At 46.4% G+C, this 15260-nt stretch carries 11 protein-coding genes; 3 read left to right on the top strand and 8 right to left on the bottom strand.

The features are described 5' to 3' along the window. Nucleotides 1–5: 5 nt before the first annotated feature. On the top strand, nt 6–335 hold the full coding sequence (locus SKC38_RS00750) for a hypothetical protein (RefSeq protein WP_377974240.1): 330 nt from the start codon (nt 6–8) through the stop codon (nt 333–335). Here the strand turns inward: SKC38_RS00750 and SKC38_RS00745 are convergent. Genes SKC38_RS00745 through SKC38_RS00730 form a run of 4 tightly spaced genes read right to left on the bottom strand, consistent with a single transcriptional unit; the run spans nt 332 to nt 7188 of the window. Then, nucleotides 332–2431 (bottom strand): c-type cytochrome domain-containing protein, encoded by a 2100-nt coding sequence (locus SKC38_RS00745; RefSeq protein ID WP_377974238.1) that lies wholly within the window; start codon nt 2429–2431, stop codon nt 332–334. The genes SKC38_RS00750 and SKC38_RS00745 overlap by 4 nt on opposite strands. Then, complete coding sequence (locus SKC38_RS00740) at nt 2431–3882, bottom strand: DUF1501 domain-containing protein (protein ID WP_377974236.1); 1452 nt, start codon at nt 3880–3882, stop codon at nt 2431–2433. Before SKC38_RS00740 ends, SKC38_RS00745 begins: the two co-directional genes overlap by 1 nt. A gap of 1 nt (nt 3883) precedes the next feature. Next, entirely contained in the window at nt 3884–6187 is a 2304-nt protein-coding gene (locus SKC38_RS00735) for a PSD1 and planctomycete cytochrome C domain-containing protein (RefSeq protein ID WP_377974859.1), read from the bottom strand. 14 nt (nt 6188–6201) lie between these two features. After that, nucleotides 6202–7188: an NHL repeat-containing protein gene (locus SKC38_RS00730; protein ID WP_377974234.1), complete on the bottom strand. Its 987-nt coding sequence runs from the start codon at nt 7186–7188 to the stop codon at nt 6202–6204. Nucleotides 7189–7344: 156 nt separating this feature from the next. Here SKC38_RS00730 and SKC38_RS00725 point away from each other — a divergent pair, with 156 nt between their 5' ends. Next, nucleotides 7345–8430, top strand: coding sequence for a Gfo/Idh/MocA family protein (locus SKC38_RS00725; protein WP_377974232.1), 1086 nt, complete (start codon nt 7345–7347; stop codon nt 8428–8430). Here the strand turns inward: SKC38_RS00725 and SKC38_RS00720 are convergent. Next, entirely contained in the window at nt 8419–9705 is a 1287-nt protein-coding gene (locus tag SKC38_RS00720) for a GntP family permease (protein ID WP_377974230.1), read from the bottom strand. The genes SKC38_RS00725 and SKC38_RS00720 overlap by 12 nt on opposite strands. Before the next feature lie 134 nt (nt 9706–9839). Between SKC38_RS00720 and SKC38_RS00715 the strand changes: the two genes are divergently transcribed. After that, nucleotides 9840–12329 carry a zinc-dependent metalloprotease gene (locus tag SKC38_RS00715; protein ID WP_377974229.1) on the top strand — a complete coding sequence of 830 codons (2490 nt, stop codon included), beginning with the start codon at nt 9840–9842 and terminating at the stop codon, nt 12327–12329. Here SKC38_RS00715 and SKC38_RS00710 read toward each other — a convergent pair. The 3 genes from SKC38_RS00710 to SKC38_RS00700 are packed head-to-tail and all read right to left on the bottom strand — an operon-like array spanning nt 12319 to nt 15208. Continuing rightward, nucleotides 12319–12735, bottom strand: a complete 417-nt coding sequence (locus tag SKC38_RS00710; RefSeq protein WP_377974227.1) for an SRPBCC domain-containing protein — start codon at nt 12733–12735, stop codon at nt 12319–12321. The two genes, SKC38_RS00715 and SKC38_RS00710, sit on opposite strands and share 11 nt — an antisense overlap. 2 nt (nt 12736–12737) lie before the next feature. Next, nucleotides 12738–13865, bottom strand: a complete 1128-nt coding sequence (locus SKC38_RS00705) for a glycoside hydrolase family 88/105 protein (protein ID WP_377974226.1) — start codon at nt 13863–13865, stop codon at nt 12738–12740. Nucleotides 13866–13867: 2 nt separating this feature from the next. Next, entirely contained in the window at nt 13868–15208 is a 1341-nt protein-coding gene (locus SKC38_RS00700; RefSeq protein ID WP_377974224.1) for an alpha-L-fucosidase, read from the bottom strand. Nucleotides 15209–15260 lie beyond the last annotated feature (52 nt).

Below are 15260 nucleotides of genomic sequence, written 5' to 3'. Positions count from 1 at the left end.
AAAATATGTACATCTCGCTCACGGGTCTAAAGCCCAAAGGCTTCTTCGCCTATATTCGATTTTGGGTTTTAGCCATTCCTGCTTTCCGACAGGCCCAAACGGCTACTGGAAATCTACATTGCGATGTTAAAAAAATGCACGAATATCAATGCACGATTACGGCATGGGAAAGTCGAGAGCTCATGTTGGCCTATTTACGAAGTGGCGCTCATCTGAAGGCCATGAAAGCGTTTAAGCAAATTGCGACAGGTCCAACTTATGGCTATGAATCGGACACGATTCCTAGTTGGGAGGAGGCGTATTCCCTACTGAAAGAAAAGGGGAAAATGCATTAATAAAACAAAAGCTCATCCACCCGTAGCCAAGCGCCTTTTCCTTTGTTATCCACAAAAGTAGGTAGTCTTTTCAAGCGCTCTGCCTTAATTCGATAATATTTTACAGCTTTGCTAGAAACAGGAATGTTTATCCCACGCGGCGAATAGCCACTTTTCTCTTTGGGTTGTTCGGGTTTTATGCTCGTGATTAATCGCATTTGACTAGGCGTGTCCCCTCCCCAAACTTCCACCTTCACCGGCGGAAAAACATCGGCATCCGTCTTTTCTAGATACGATAAAGTCACGCCATGAACCGATGTTGATTTTTCAAATGTCGCCATCACATCCAAGTCTGTTTCCTTAAATCCCAGCCACGTAAAATTAGGCACCCCCTTCACTTCCCGCGCTCCGATCACGAAGTCCATCAAACTCGCCCCGCCTGCCGCTGGATATTTGGGATCGGGCTTGGAGAGTAAATCCATGCGGGCTGGGATGAATTGCGATTTGTACACGCGGACATCGATGGGATTGCTGGCACGCCAACCGGCCTTTGTGGCCAAAATGCGGACTTTCGTGTAATTGGAAATGTTGATTTCCGACCGTGTTTGCAGCGCGCTAAGTGAATCGGGAATGGAGTCGTTTACGGTGTAGCGGAAAATAACATCGCGCAAAGTATGCTTAAAGGTCAGCTTTTCTCCCGGCCTTAAAATTAGATTCTCATTCACCAAGATCGGGGGATTGATTTGCAAGGTTTCCGCTTTAGGAATGTAGCCAGCATCGAATGTAACTTTGGGAAATTGCTTGCGTAAGGCGCTCAAATCTTCAGGCGAAAGGCTCGTGCTCCACACATGTATTTCCTTTAGTGCAGGAAGCTTGGCGAGCAATTTAGAGACTCCTGATTTCCCCACCTTCGTGCCCGAAATGGACAATTGCTCCAAGTGATTTAGGCCGGCCAAAGAACCTTGGCCAGCATCGTCAACAGCCGTGAAATTCAAGTTTAATTTCTCTAGATTTGAAAACTTGGAAACAAGACCAAGGGACTCATTGGTGATGGGCATTTTGGAGAGTTGAAGACCCACCAACTGCTCACTCACCTGCGATAAATCCGAAAGTGTTTTCGGGTCAAATTTAGCCGCCACATAAAAATCTGCCTGCAATGCCGGAGACTCATAAGCAATCGGATATACCGTGCAATACGGTGAATTGACGGATTTAATCGTTGACGCTGATGCTGCAGAAAAGTCATAAGATTTTGTGTTAGCTGTCAGCTCGGTGGGCTGCACAAGTTTTTTAAAATCTGGGCTGAATTGCCCTAGTTTCTTTTCGAAGGACGCACCTTCTTTTACCCACAAAGTCAAGATCGTGATTTCATCGGGCGTCAATTGCGCTTTCCCTAGCGGAGGCATGTGCTCCTTCGCGTTTATTGGCAATTTGATTCGTTGGACCAAATGACTATTCAACGCATCGCCTGCTTTCCAGATCGCCCCATGTTTGCCGCCTTTCAGCAGGTTCGCAATGCTATTCATTTTGAGCGCGCCTTTCGACTTTTGTTCATTGTGACATGACTCGCATTTGGCCTTTAAAATCGGTTGGACAATATCGGCAAACACAAAGCTTTCGGAGCTTATTTCTGTTGACTTTTCACCAAAGCGCAAGTAGTCTTCCCCATGCGTGATGCTTGCTCCCGTGTGGCCAGCAATCACCAAGGCAATGAATCCAAGCGACGCCCCTACGAGTAAATTTTTACGCAACAGTACCCAAACAAAATACACAAAAGAAACTGCAACGCCCGACCATTGATGCCAGTCCAAGGCACTCGTTTCATAGCCCCCTTCTTTGGCCAAAAACAATCCAAAAATGGCGGTCAAGGTTGAAAAGGCGGCAGTAATTAAAAGCAAAAATTCAGCAAGAACCTCGAAGGAAGCGAACTGTTTTTTGATGGCAAATAGTCCGAGCAAAAGCACTCCAAACCCAATGGGCAAATGTAAAATCAGTGGGTGTACATGCCCAATTCCGGCAAGTGGCAAGGCGAAACTCGACTGGAAAACCAAGAGAAAAACCAAGAAGCCTTGCAGCCCCCACAAAATCAAATTCCCTATCTTTTCGATCTTCCCCATTACGCGATTAATCCTGGTAAAACGTTCCCCGCAATATCGGTTAATCGGTATCGCCGACCTAAATGTTTGTAGGTCAATTGCTCATGATTGATCCCCATCAGATGCTGTACGGTCGCATGGAAGTCATGGATATGTACCGGATCTTTCACGACATTGTATCCAAATTCATCCGTCTCGCCGTAAACCGTTCCCGCCTTCACGCCTCCACCAGCCATGAAAATGCTATAGGCTCGAGGGTGATGATCCCGACCATAGTTGTCGGCCGTATATTTCCCCTGGCAATAATTGGTCCGACCAAATTCCCCGCCCCAAATGACGAGTGTTTCGTCCAACAAACCACGTTGTTTCAAATCAGTAATCAGCGCTGCCGATGAGCGATCCACATCCTGCGCCTGCATCGCCATTTCCTGTGGCAAGTTGCCATGTGAGTCCCAACCTTGGTGATAAATTTGCACGAAGCGAACACCCGATTCGGAAAGTTTACGAGCTAATAAAACATTCGCCGCATAGGTGCCCGGTACCAAACATTCCGGCCCATACATTTTCACAATGTGATCCGGCTCTTTGGATAAATCCGTCAGTTCCGGAACGGCGGTTTGCATGCGATAAGCCATTTCGTATTGCTGTACTTTGGCCTCCACCTCTGGATCCTTGTTTTCCGCAAATCCCTCATGATTCAATTCCGCGAGTTGGTCGAGCATTCTGCGCCGACCGGCCTTATCGATTCCATCGGAATCATTTAAGTATAAAATCGGATCTTCTGAGCTACTGAAAACAACACCTTGGTGCGTCGAGTCTAAAAAGCCATTGGTCCAAAGTTTGGAATAAACCCCCTGCCCATTGCCTCGACCTCGTGAAAGCAGCACACAAAAAGCCGGAAGATTTTTATTCTCACTTCCCAAACCATAAGACATCCAAGCACCCATGCTTGGGCGGTTCCCAACTTGCGCTCCGGTCTGCAAAAAGGTCAATGCCGGATCATGATTAATCGCATCCGTATTCATCGTTCGAATGACACAAATGTCATCCGCAATCGAGCCGATGTGCGGGAATAAATCGCTGATGTAGGTGCCTGATTTTCCGTATTGCTTGAAATTGTAGTAGGAACCTACAAGGGGGAATTTATCCTGCGAAGCCGTCATTCCTGTTAATCGCTGTCCCCCTCGAATCGAATCCGGTAATTCCTGGCCTGCCATTTTATTCAAAGTTGGCTTGTAATCGAAACTCTCATACTGTGAGGGAGCCCCATTTTGGCAAAGGTAAATGACGCGTTTGGCTTTGGGGGCAAAATGGGCCACGCCCAAGGGTAAAGATTGACTGGCAGCATCCCCTTTGAAAAGTTCAGGAACAAGCAATGATCCCAAAGCCAATCCACCAATGCCCGCAGCCGCTTGACCAAAGAAATGTCGGCGCGTAATATTCAGTCGATTTTTAAAGAATTCGTTTTCCATATTAAACCCGCATGATGGTCTCCTCCATGTTATAGATTAATTGAATCGTCAGCATCATAGCCGCTGTGGATCCCGTCACCGCCGCCTTGTCTTGTTTGTACTCCCCAATCTTCATCAAATGCTGAACTTTTTTCGGGTTTTGCACACAAGAGGCTTGTTCCGTTTCGTAGTATTTTTTTAGCATGGCGAGCTCTTTTTCTTTGGGGGCCCGACAAACAATCCGCCTGAACGCGCGTGTTAATTTTTCCTCTATGCTTCCTTTTTCGTGTGAGAATTGACTGGCTAAGACCCGCGAGCTTTCCAACACATGTGGATCGTTCATCATGACTAATGCCTGTAAAGGCGTATTTGTCCGTCCGCGCTGCACTTCGCATTGATCCCGATTACTCGCATCGAAAATCAACATGGTTGGCGGTGGTACCGTGCGCTTGATGAACACATACATCCCGCGGCGATACAAATCCTGGTTATGATCTTGGATATAATTCATCAAGGATCCACGACCCGAGGTTGCGACTTCCCACAAACCTTTAGGCTGATAGGTCTTGACACTCGGCCCGCCAATTTCCGGATTTAGGATGCCGGCGGAAGCCAATACCTGATCTCGAATCTGCTCTGCTGGAATTCGAATCCGCGACATGCGCGATAGGTAAATGTTTTCCGGGTCAACTTGTTGGGATTCAGAAGTAACCGTGGAGGCCTGTTGGTACGTCGCCGACATGACGATTTGTTTCACCAATCGTTTGATATTCCAGCCGTGACTTTGGAAATCGACGGCCAACCAGTCTAATAGTTCGGGATGGGTAGGCAGTTCGCCTTGCATACCAAAATCGCCGACGGTTTTCACAATGCCCCGACCGAAAAACTGCGCCCACATTCGATTGACGAAGACCCGGGAGGTCAATGGGTTTTGAGGATCTAGGACCCAGCGGGCTAAACCGAGCCTATTTTGGCCATATTTCGTGTGCGAGTAGGGTAAAATGCTTTTGGGAATTCCTACGCCCACTTCGGGCCCAGGCATGTCGTAATTTCCGCGCGACAAGACATAGGTCGGCCTACGCTTACTCGAATCGGCCATGACCATCACATCCACCGAAGCCGTATCTTTTTTGTGTATAAATTTCAAGATGGACTTCACGTCTTTGGTTGTGATGGACATATTCGGTGGATCTGCGAAGGATGCGTCGATGGTTCCAAACAAGCCTTTTTCGGGCACCTGATTGAAGAATGCGTAGGTGCTGTAATAATCCTTTTGTGATATCGGATCGTATTTATGATCGTGGCAACGCGCGCATTCAAAGGTAAGCGCAAGGAAAGATTTGGAGAATGTATTCGTCCGGTCATTTACATATTCCACGCGATACTCTTCGTCGATAACCCCACCTTCTTGCGTAATCTTATGATTACGATTAAAGCCTGTGGCGAGTAACATCTCTTTCGAAGGTCGGGGCAATAGATCGCCGGCTAATTGCCACGTGACAAATTTGGCATAGGAATAATTCGAATTAAATGCGTGAATCACCCAATCCCGCCACGGCCACATGGTGCGCAAACCATCGTCTTGGTAGCCATGCGAATCCGCATATCGCGCCAAATCCAACCATTGAATCGACATTTTTTCGCCGTAATGTTTACTGCCGAGTAGCTCATTGACAATCTTTTCATACGCTTGTGGACTATCGTCTTTCAAAAAGCGATCTTGCATGTCCAAGCTCGGCGGCAAGCCAGTTAAGTCGAGACAAACCCGTTTCAGCAATTGTTCTTTCGATGCCTCTGGACTAGGCTTCAAGGACTTTTCAGTCATTTTCGCATAGACAAAATAGTCGATCGGATTGCGAACCCAATCTTCGTCGGCAGCTGGCAAAGCCGATTTCGTGGGTTTAATAAATGCCCAATGGGGCTTGTAAACGGCACCCTGCTGAATCCATTTTTCGATTAATTTAATTTCATGCGCAGAAACCGTCAAATGCGAACTCGGCGTAGGCATCAGGAGTGATGTGTCTTTCGTAATTAAGCGTTGGAATGCATCCGATGCCTCCGGATTTCCGGGAACAATGGCATGCATGGACGGGCTATCTTTAAAAGCGGCATAAGCACCTTCTGGTGTGTCTAATCTAAGATTTGCCTTACGCTTGTTGGCATCCGGCCCATGGCACTTAAAACAGCGATCAGAAAGAATCGGTCGGATGTGGTAATTGTAGTCGATGACGTCCGGTATACCTCCGTCTTGCGCATTCGAATCTGTGCAACGCACATAGACAAAGCAAGCACATGTCGCGAAGGCAAAACCGAGAAGCAGGCGCATCATCCGACTCATACTTAAATACGTTCTAGTTTAATGGGATAGGTTTTATTTGACGCCCATTGAGGCACGTAAATATTCTCATCTGAATCTGCATATACATCGTGCGGATGAATGAATACCTGCTGGGCATCGTCTTTGTGCTGGGCTTGCAGGACCCCGTTTTGATACTCCGGCGCGGATCCTCCGGGCGTGGAAACGACTCGCATGTCTTGGTCTAGGATTTGAATGTATCCTGAGCCCACATTCGATTCACTCGTACTTCGGAAGCAGGCGGCGAGGATGTATTTTCCGTGGAGGACAGGCCGACAAATATAAGACCCTGGGTAATGGTAGCGCGTGATGAATTGTCCGTCGAGCGTGAAGCGCTTTAAGGAATTATTTACTCGGTCTGTGATTAATAAAGTTGGGTTTGCTGCATCGCGCGTATCTACTAAAACGCCGTGGCAACAATTGAATTTCTCATCGGCATAGCCGCTCGTTTTTCCTCCAAAATGTCGGATATAACGCCCCTTCGCATCGTATTGTGTAATGAAATTTGCACCATAGCCATCGGCCACATAGATGTCGCCATTTCGCGGATTTACAGCAGTTTCAGTAGGTAAAAATTGATTCGGGGCATCGTACATGCCCGTTTCTTTGGGGTATTCGATTTTAAAAATTTCGCGGCCCTTAAGGTCAGTTTTGATGACTTGATGTCGTGCCGTATCGCAAATAAGCAAATACTGTTCACCTCCTTCATTTAAAATTGTCAGGCCATGTCCACCCGGATAGGAGTGTCCCCAGCTGTCAAGCAACTTCCCTGATTTGTCGTAAATGAGCACGTTGTTTTTCGTCTCATTGGTCAGTAGGATGAGTCGGCCTTTTGCATCTTCCACCATTTCGTGGCAGTCGTTTACGGGATTTTTCCCCGCATCTAGTAGCCCCCAATTGGGAACGACTTTATAGCGAAAGGAACCATGTCCCAAGATGATATCACCTGATTTGGGGGCCATTTTTTTCATGGGAGAGGATGGAAATAAAAGGAGGGCAGCGCTCGACTTGATAAAATCACGACGCAGGATAGGAAGGGTCATAGTCGAGCGGTCTTTTTTATAGGTTTAGATTAGTTTCAAATATATGTGTAAAATTTTATAATTTCCTGCCAAAATACCATAATGATGAAAAAGCTACTCCTATTGATTTTGTTGCCATTTGTCTTTCAAGCCAAACCCTTGCGCGTGGGTATCGCGGGCATGACGCATGGACACGTGGGTCAGGTGTATACGGCAATAAAGAAGCCCCAACAAGATGTCATCATTGTAGGGTTTGCTGAGCCAAATAAGGAATTAGCCTTATCACTTTTGAAGAAACAGAACTTACCGGATTCGCTTTGGTTTCCGTCCTTGGAGGCACTCATCGCAAAGACGAAACCGGAGGCAATTGCCGCATTCAATAGCATTTATGAGCACCTTGAAGTAGTCAAAGTTTGTGCGCCCAAAGGAATACATGTGATCGTGGAAAAGCCGTTGGCCGTGAATATGGATCACCTGAATCAAATGAAGGCGCTTGTTGCCAAACACCCCATTCACTTGTTGACCAATTTTGAAACGACCTGGTATTCCTCCCACGCGAAAATGTGGCAAATGGTGAAGGAAGAAAAAGCCTTGGGTACCATACGAAAAGTCGTGATTATGGATGGTCACCGCGGACCTAAGGAAATTGGTTGTGCGCCTGAGTTTTTAAATTGGTTAACAGATCCCGTAATGAATGGTGGTGGAGCTATCATTGATTTTGGCTGTTATGGGGCGGATATTATGACCTGGTTGATGGATGGCAAAAAGCCGATTTCGGTGACGGCTGTGACCCAACAACTAAAACCGGATGTCTATCCGAAAGTAGACGATGAGGCGAGTATTATCTTGACTTATCCGGATTGCCAGGCGATTATTCAGGCATCGTGGAATTGGCCCTTCGACCGGAAGGATACCGAGGTTTATGGGACGAAAGGAATTTTGGTTGCCGATAAAACGAACCAGATGCGCTATGTGACAGGAGATCGCTTTGGAAAGGAAGGCATGTTGACGTTGGACCCTCTTCCACATGATGTATCGAATGTATTTCCCTATTTAGCGGCGGTGGTTCAGGGTCGGGTTAAATCGCAAAAAGATTTGTCCTCATTTGCTATTAACCAGGTGGTTGTGGAGATTTTAGAAGCCGCACGAGAATCGGCCAAAACGGGCAAAAAAGTACTATTACAGCACTAATTCGAGTCCGAGTACCCCTAATAATCCCACGACCGCGAGGATGGTTTCCATGATGGTCCAAGAGCGCAAGCTGTTTTTAATAGTGACGCCGAAGTACTCTTTGTAGAGCCAAAAGCCCGCATCATTCACATGGGAGAGGACCATCGAACCAGCACCGATGCTCAATGCAAGGAGATTCGGATTGACTCCCGAGGAGGCTAATAAAGGCAAAATCAAGCCCGCCGTCGTGATGCCTGAAACGGTAGATGAACCGGTCACAATGCGCAATATGGCGGCGATTCCCCAGGCGATGATCAATGGATTTATGGCGGAACCTTGCGTCAATGCATGCATCGCGTCGCCTACATGCATCTCTTGTAAGATTTCTTTGAAGGCACCGGCGCCTCCGAAGGTCAACATTAAAGGAGAAACATCTTTGATGGAATCTACGAGCCAGCCGCTGATTTCAGGCCAGCTAATTCCGCGCTGAAATCCCAGAAAATAGATGGAGGCAAACACCGAAATCAGGAGGGCAACCATCGGTTCGCCAATTAAATCGATGCCTGGTAAATGCACGAATGACTTGATGGCAATGAGCGCCACAGGCAATAACAAAATGGATAAACTAATTCCCATCGTTGGGTTATTTCCATGTTCATCTGCTTCCACAAAGGACATCGGAGTAGCGGGAATGTTTTTCAAAGTCTTGCCAAATAACCAGCCTGACGCCAACATCGCCGGTATCGAAATCAAAATCCCATAGCCCAATGTTGTGCCCATTTCTGCCCCGGGCAAATGCGTCACAAGATAATAAGGAGCCGGATGTGGCGGTAAGAAACCTTGTGTAATGGAAAGTGAAGCCAACATCGGAATGCCCAAATAAACCGGAGGTAAATGGTAGCGTTCTGCGGTGGATAATACCAGGGGTGCTAGTAGCAAAAATGCCACGGAAAAGAATAGTGGAAGTCCCACAATAAAGCCAATGAGCATGAAGGCAATCGGCAGGTTTTTCGGACCGAAAAGTTGGACAAAATATTCGGAAAGCACATAGGTCGCCCGACTTTTTGCGACCATTTTACCCAACATCGATCCTAAAATAATGATGGGGATAATGGAACCAAGCGTTCCGCCGATTCCTTTCTGCATAGCGGCAATGGTTTGCTCGGTCGTGAGCGAAGCTGCAAGACCTAATCCAAGCGAAACAACCAGAAAGGCCATAAATGGCTGTAATTTCATGATCGAGATGAGGGTCACTAAGACGAGTATAGCCGCGCTGATGAGGAACCAAATGCTCATGGAGTTTTGAATACTGATAAGACGAATTTGGAAAATGCTAATCAATAATCCAACTCTGCTCTCGACAAGGCAGTTAAAAAATTAAACAAGAAGCCTTACATTTGGTTTACCTTGTTGACTTGAAAATTTAACGCATGAAAAAAATACTTTTACTTATCGCTTGCCTGAGCGCAGCCTCCTTTCTCAGTGTAGCGCAGTCGGCAAAAGCCCCCGCAAACACGCCCGTAAAGCCAGCAGATTCTTCTGCAACGAAAAAGCCCGCATCGAAAGCAAAATCCTACGATCAGGTTATTACGAAGGATGCCAAATCAAAAAAAGGCTTATTCACCACGCACCAAATTGGGGATAAATTCTATTTCGAAATTCCGAAAAAGCACTTAGGTAAAGACATGCTGTTGGTCAGCCAAATCGCCAAAATACCCAATGGTTTAGGCGGAGGCTATGTTAATGCCGGTACTTCATCCCATGAGCAATTGATCGTGTGGGAGAAGTTTCAAGAAAAGATTCTGATTAAAATAAAATCCTATGCGGCGGTGGCGGCAGATTCCTTGCCGATTAGCCTATCGGTAAAGGCGAACAATTATGAGCCTACGCTATACATGTTTGATATTGAAACCTACAGCAAGGACTCAAGTCAGGTGGTCATCGATATCACCAAATTTTACAACAGTGATATCCCGGCAATGAGTGGTTTGGATGCGACCTTACGCGAGACGCACAAAGTGAAGAATTTAGATGCGAGTCGGAGTTTTATACGTTCCATCAAAACGTTCCCGTTGAATATTGAAGTATTACAAGATTTTACGTACAACGCCTCGAAGCCATCGGCAACACCCTATACGGAAACGCTAAGTATGCAAATGAATCAGTCGATGATATTATTGCCTGAGAAGCCGATGAAGCCTCGTTTATTCGATCAGCGTGTGGGTTATTTTACGCAGAAGCAATACGATTATTCAAGTGAGGAATTGAAATCAGACCAAAAAACCTACATCCAACGCTGGCGTTTGGAGCCCAAAGACATGGCAGCGTACAAGCGCGGGGAATTGGTGGAACCCATCAAACCCATTGTTTATTACTTGGATCCTGCAACGCCTGTCAAATTGCGTAAACACATGAAGAAGGGCGTGGAGAATTGGCAAAAAGCCTTTGAGGTTGCCGGATTTAAAAATGCCATCATTTGCAAGGATGCACCTACCGCCGCAGAGGATCCGGATTTTTCACCGGAAGACATTCGCTATTCAGTGATTCGTTATGTGGCGAGTACCACGCGAAATGCGATAGGACCAAGCGTGAGCGATCCGCGTTCTGGAGAGATTATTGAGAGTGATATCATTTGGTACCACAACCATTTGCGCTCGTATCGAAATCGATTTTTATTGGAAACCGGAGCATCTAATCCGAATGCCCGAACCTTGGATACGCGTGAAGAGGACATAGGCGAAATGATGGAAATGGTGATTTCGCATGAGGTAGGTCACGCACTCGGTTTTCCTCACAACATGGGGGCGAGTAGTTCGTATGAGGTGGAGAATTACCGGAAGGCCGACTTCACCAATAAGGAAGGAATTTCTGCCAGTATCATGGATTATGCCCGTTTCAATTACATCGCACAGCCGGGGGATCAAGGGGTTCGTTACATTCGTAAAATGGGCCCCTATGACGATTATGCGGTGAATTGGGGCTATCGAGTATTACCTGATGCTGCGCGTCCGGAGGATGAAGTTCCAACATTAGACAAGTGGATTGAGGCCAAAGCGGGAGATCCAAGATTCCGTTTTGGTAATCAAGGAACGACATTTGACCCAAGTTCTCAAACGGAAGATGTAGGTAGTGATCCCGTTCGGGCGAGTACCTATGCGGTGAAGAACTTAAAATATGTGGCTAAAAATTTAGCCGATTGGACAAGCAAAAAGACGAATGATTACGAGGATTTGATCGAATTAAATGATGAATTATTGAGCACTTGGTCGCGTTATGTGGGCCACGTGACAACGATGGTGGGTGGTGTATATGAGCAATATGCCAAACCGAATCAGGGTATTTCATCTTATAATCCGGTGCCGAAGGCAAGCCAACAAGCTGCGGTGAATTGGTTATTGGCCAACGCATTTTCGAACGTGGATTGGTTGATCAACAAAGAAGTGGTGACACATCACATGGCGGGTTACACGGATCGAATTCGAAGCTTGCAAGTAAGTCCGTTGAACCGCATGTTAAGTTTAGAGACCTTTGCACGTTTGGATAATAGTGGATTAACGACACTCAATAACTACAAGACGATAGATCTTTTTCAAGACCTGCGTGGGGGCATCTGGAGTGAGTTAGCTTCCGGTAAAAATATCGATCAGTACCGTCGGAATTTGCAAAAAGCCTACATCGAACGCTTGAAAGCATTGATGACGGATCAAGCCCCTGCATCTACTGCTGGCGTACCTAATGGCCCAGCACGTGAGAGCTATCCGGTGGCGCAGTCGGACGTCCGTTCCATCGTTCGCGGTGAGCTTAAAGCCCTTCAAGCAAGCTTGGCTTTAGCGAAAAGCAAGTATGCAGATAAGGAAGTTCGCTACCACTTGGATGATTGCATGGAACGCGTGAATTTGATTTTAAATCCTAGGAAATAGCGCTTTCCGCGTATGTTTTGAAGTTGTCTAAAATCATTTGCCAACCGGCTTGTTGCATCTCCGGCGGGTTTTGATTCTCCGGCTCAAATTGTTCAGTTACTTTCGTTCCTGCTTCAGTGGTTTCGAAAGTAACGAACATTTTACGGCCATCGCCGATTAAGATTGCGAGTGATTTTTGGTCATCGATTTCTTGGAAAGTACCCCAAAAATCAAAGCTCATGGAACCGTCTTTAGAGGCCATTTCGTAATGAAATTCGCCGCCAACGTGCAGATCAGATGTTGCTTTCGGGCAATGCCAATCTGGTGATGCGAAGTTCCAGTGTTGAACGTGTTCCGGAGAAGTCCATTTCTCCCAAACTTGCGCGATGGGCGCGTTTATTGTAGTTTCAATTGTAATGTAAGCCATGCCTATTTTTCTAATAAAGCGTTAACACACCAAAGCAAGGGGCCTTGGCCATGCAAATCTCCAACAATTCTTTTACGTTCCAAATAGTATTGGTGATCATTTTTCTTGTTTGTCCCTTCGCAGATTTCGGTTAAATCGCCGTTCTCGTTCACGTAATCTTGCAGTTTAATCCAGGCTTTTCGGGCTGCTTTGCCGTAGGTTGCGGATGGAAGCCAACCATTTTTCACGCCCACAATGAACGCATAGGTAAACATACCCGTGCAAGATGTTTCCGGCCAGGAATTTGGGTCATTGATTAATTGATGCCACATGCCATTGGCGTCTTGGTGTTTTAACAAAACGCGCATCATGTCCTGATACCCTTTCATGATTCGTGGTCGGTGTGGGTTGTCCTTAGGTAAGATTTTCAATAAATCGGCCATGCCGGCCGCCAACCAGCCATCACCTCGTCCCCAATAATAAGGCACATCCGGCGCGTGGTAAAATAAACCATCTGGATTTTGAAGTGTATCCAAATAGGCCACCATTTCATAGCCTGCGCGGTCGATGTATTTGCGGTTTTTCGTTGCCTCATAGGCCTTTGCCTGAACCGCCGTAATCATGTACATGTCATCCATCCAGAATCGCGTAACCCAACTTAGTCCAGCGGCATACCAATTTCGAACTTCGGGTTTTAAACTCGTATATTCTTCTGGACTAAGCGTTTTGAATTCTTCGTCCGCATAGGCAAGGCCAAGTTTTTTCAAGTCCTGATTTCCGTTTTGCAGGTGAAAAGCTAAAGGAATGGCGCCAAAAACGAAGTTGTCCACGTGGTTTTTCTTGGGCTGTAAATGTGCCTCTGTCGTGAGCAATAAATCAGTTTTTTCATTTAATCGTTTCAGCAAATCCGCATCATTCGTTTTCTGCGCGAAGCCCAAGGCACCTAACCAAGTGCACACGTCGGGATAGGTGATTTGAGTCGCTGGAGGATTCGGGAATGTAACTCCATACCGAGAATGAGGAACGGCCATGAAGCGTTCGGCGGTGCGTTTTCCTACGTTCAAAGGGTTCGCTTTTGCGGGCCAATTCGTCAGTTCTTTTTGTGCGAAAATCGGGCACGAAATCAGTAAAAATAGGGTTAGTTTCTTCATCGTTATTTTGCCCCATCCATGGAGCTTTGTTTGGTTTTATCTGCATGAGGCAAACGCCCTTTTGCATTTGAAATTTTTAAAACTACGGCATTCGGCCATTTGTTATTTGTGTAGAAGCGCTGGCCATTCACTGCGCTGATGGTCAATCCGAGCGGGCTGGCACTGACATAAGTTTTGGCATCAAAATCTTGTTTGTATTCCACCAGTTCGCTTTTGTAACCCAAAATCTCCACCTCCGTTTTCTCGTTTCCAAGCACATTAGAAAGCACGAAATTCTTGCGCTCCCCGTATTTCCAGTCCTCCGGCGAAGCGCGTAAGATGAAGGCATACATGTATTTCTCATCGTTGGATTGTGTATACCAAACGCCCTCTTCCTTAATCATCGGCATAGGTTTCACGGCATAGATTGACTCTGAATTGGCGAAGTTCCACAGCGCGATTTCGCGAAGTAGGGCTTCCTGCTCGATCTGAATTTCGCCGTTGGGTTTGGGGCCTACATTTAACAAGAAATTACCCCCTTTCGCACGAATTTCGGCCAACATATTGATAACCGTTGTTCCTGATTTCTGCGGATCATTCGTGGGTTTGTATTGCCAATCCGTTCCCATCGTATAACAGGCCTCCCAAGGTCTGGGTAGAGATGCGTTTGGAGTCGTTTGTTCCGGCGTTTTCATCGCATCACGGGTGATGACTAAATCCGGATTGATCGACCAGGCATATTCACGTAAGCCATCGCCGGGTCCGTCGATGAATAGGATGTCGATTTTCCCGTATTGAGTTAATAATTCTTTTAGTTGGGCTTTGTCATATTCCATCAAACCTGGATTGGTTTTCGGATAATGAGCTGGATCTTGCGCTCTGCCGATGGGCTGTTTGTGGGTATGTAAATAGTAAAAATCATCGGGGGAGAAATAGATTCCCACGGCGATACCTTCGGCGCGGAAAGCCTCTACGATTTCTTTCGTTATGTCTCGTTTGAATGGCGTGTTCATCACATTAAATGGGGTCGTTTTTGTCTGAAACATCGCGAAACCGGCGTGGTGTTTGGCCGTAAAAACGACGTATTTCATGCCGGCGAGTTTGGCCAGTTTCGCCCAGTTTTTAGGATTAAACTGTTCCGGATTAAAATAGCTCGGAAGCTCTTGGATGTATTTATTGACGTATTCGTCGGAAGCCCCCGCGAGTGAATGGCTGATTACAGAACCTAAACTGACATCCACATTCCAATGAATAAACATCCCAAAACCTAAGTCTTGGAACCAATTCACACGTTCCGGTTTATTTGTCGTTTGTTGGGCAAAGGCCGTGAAACTGAGGAGGATAAGTAGGAAAATCTTTTTCATATGAATAAAAGAGAAAGAGTCTTTAAATTTACCCATCCAAACTTATTAGGCT

The sequence above is a fragment of the Aquirufa echingensis genome (assembly GCF_042714525.1).
GTDB classification, from domain to species: domain Bacteria; phylum Bacteroidota; class Bacteroidia; order Cytophagales; family Spirosomataceae; genus Aquirufa; species Aquirufa echingensis.
This window is presented reverse-complemented; position numbering and strand designations above follow the sequence as displayed.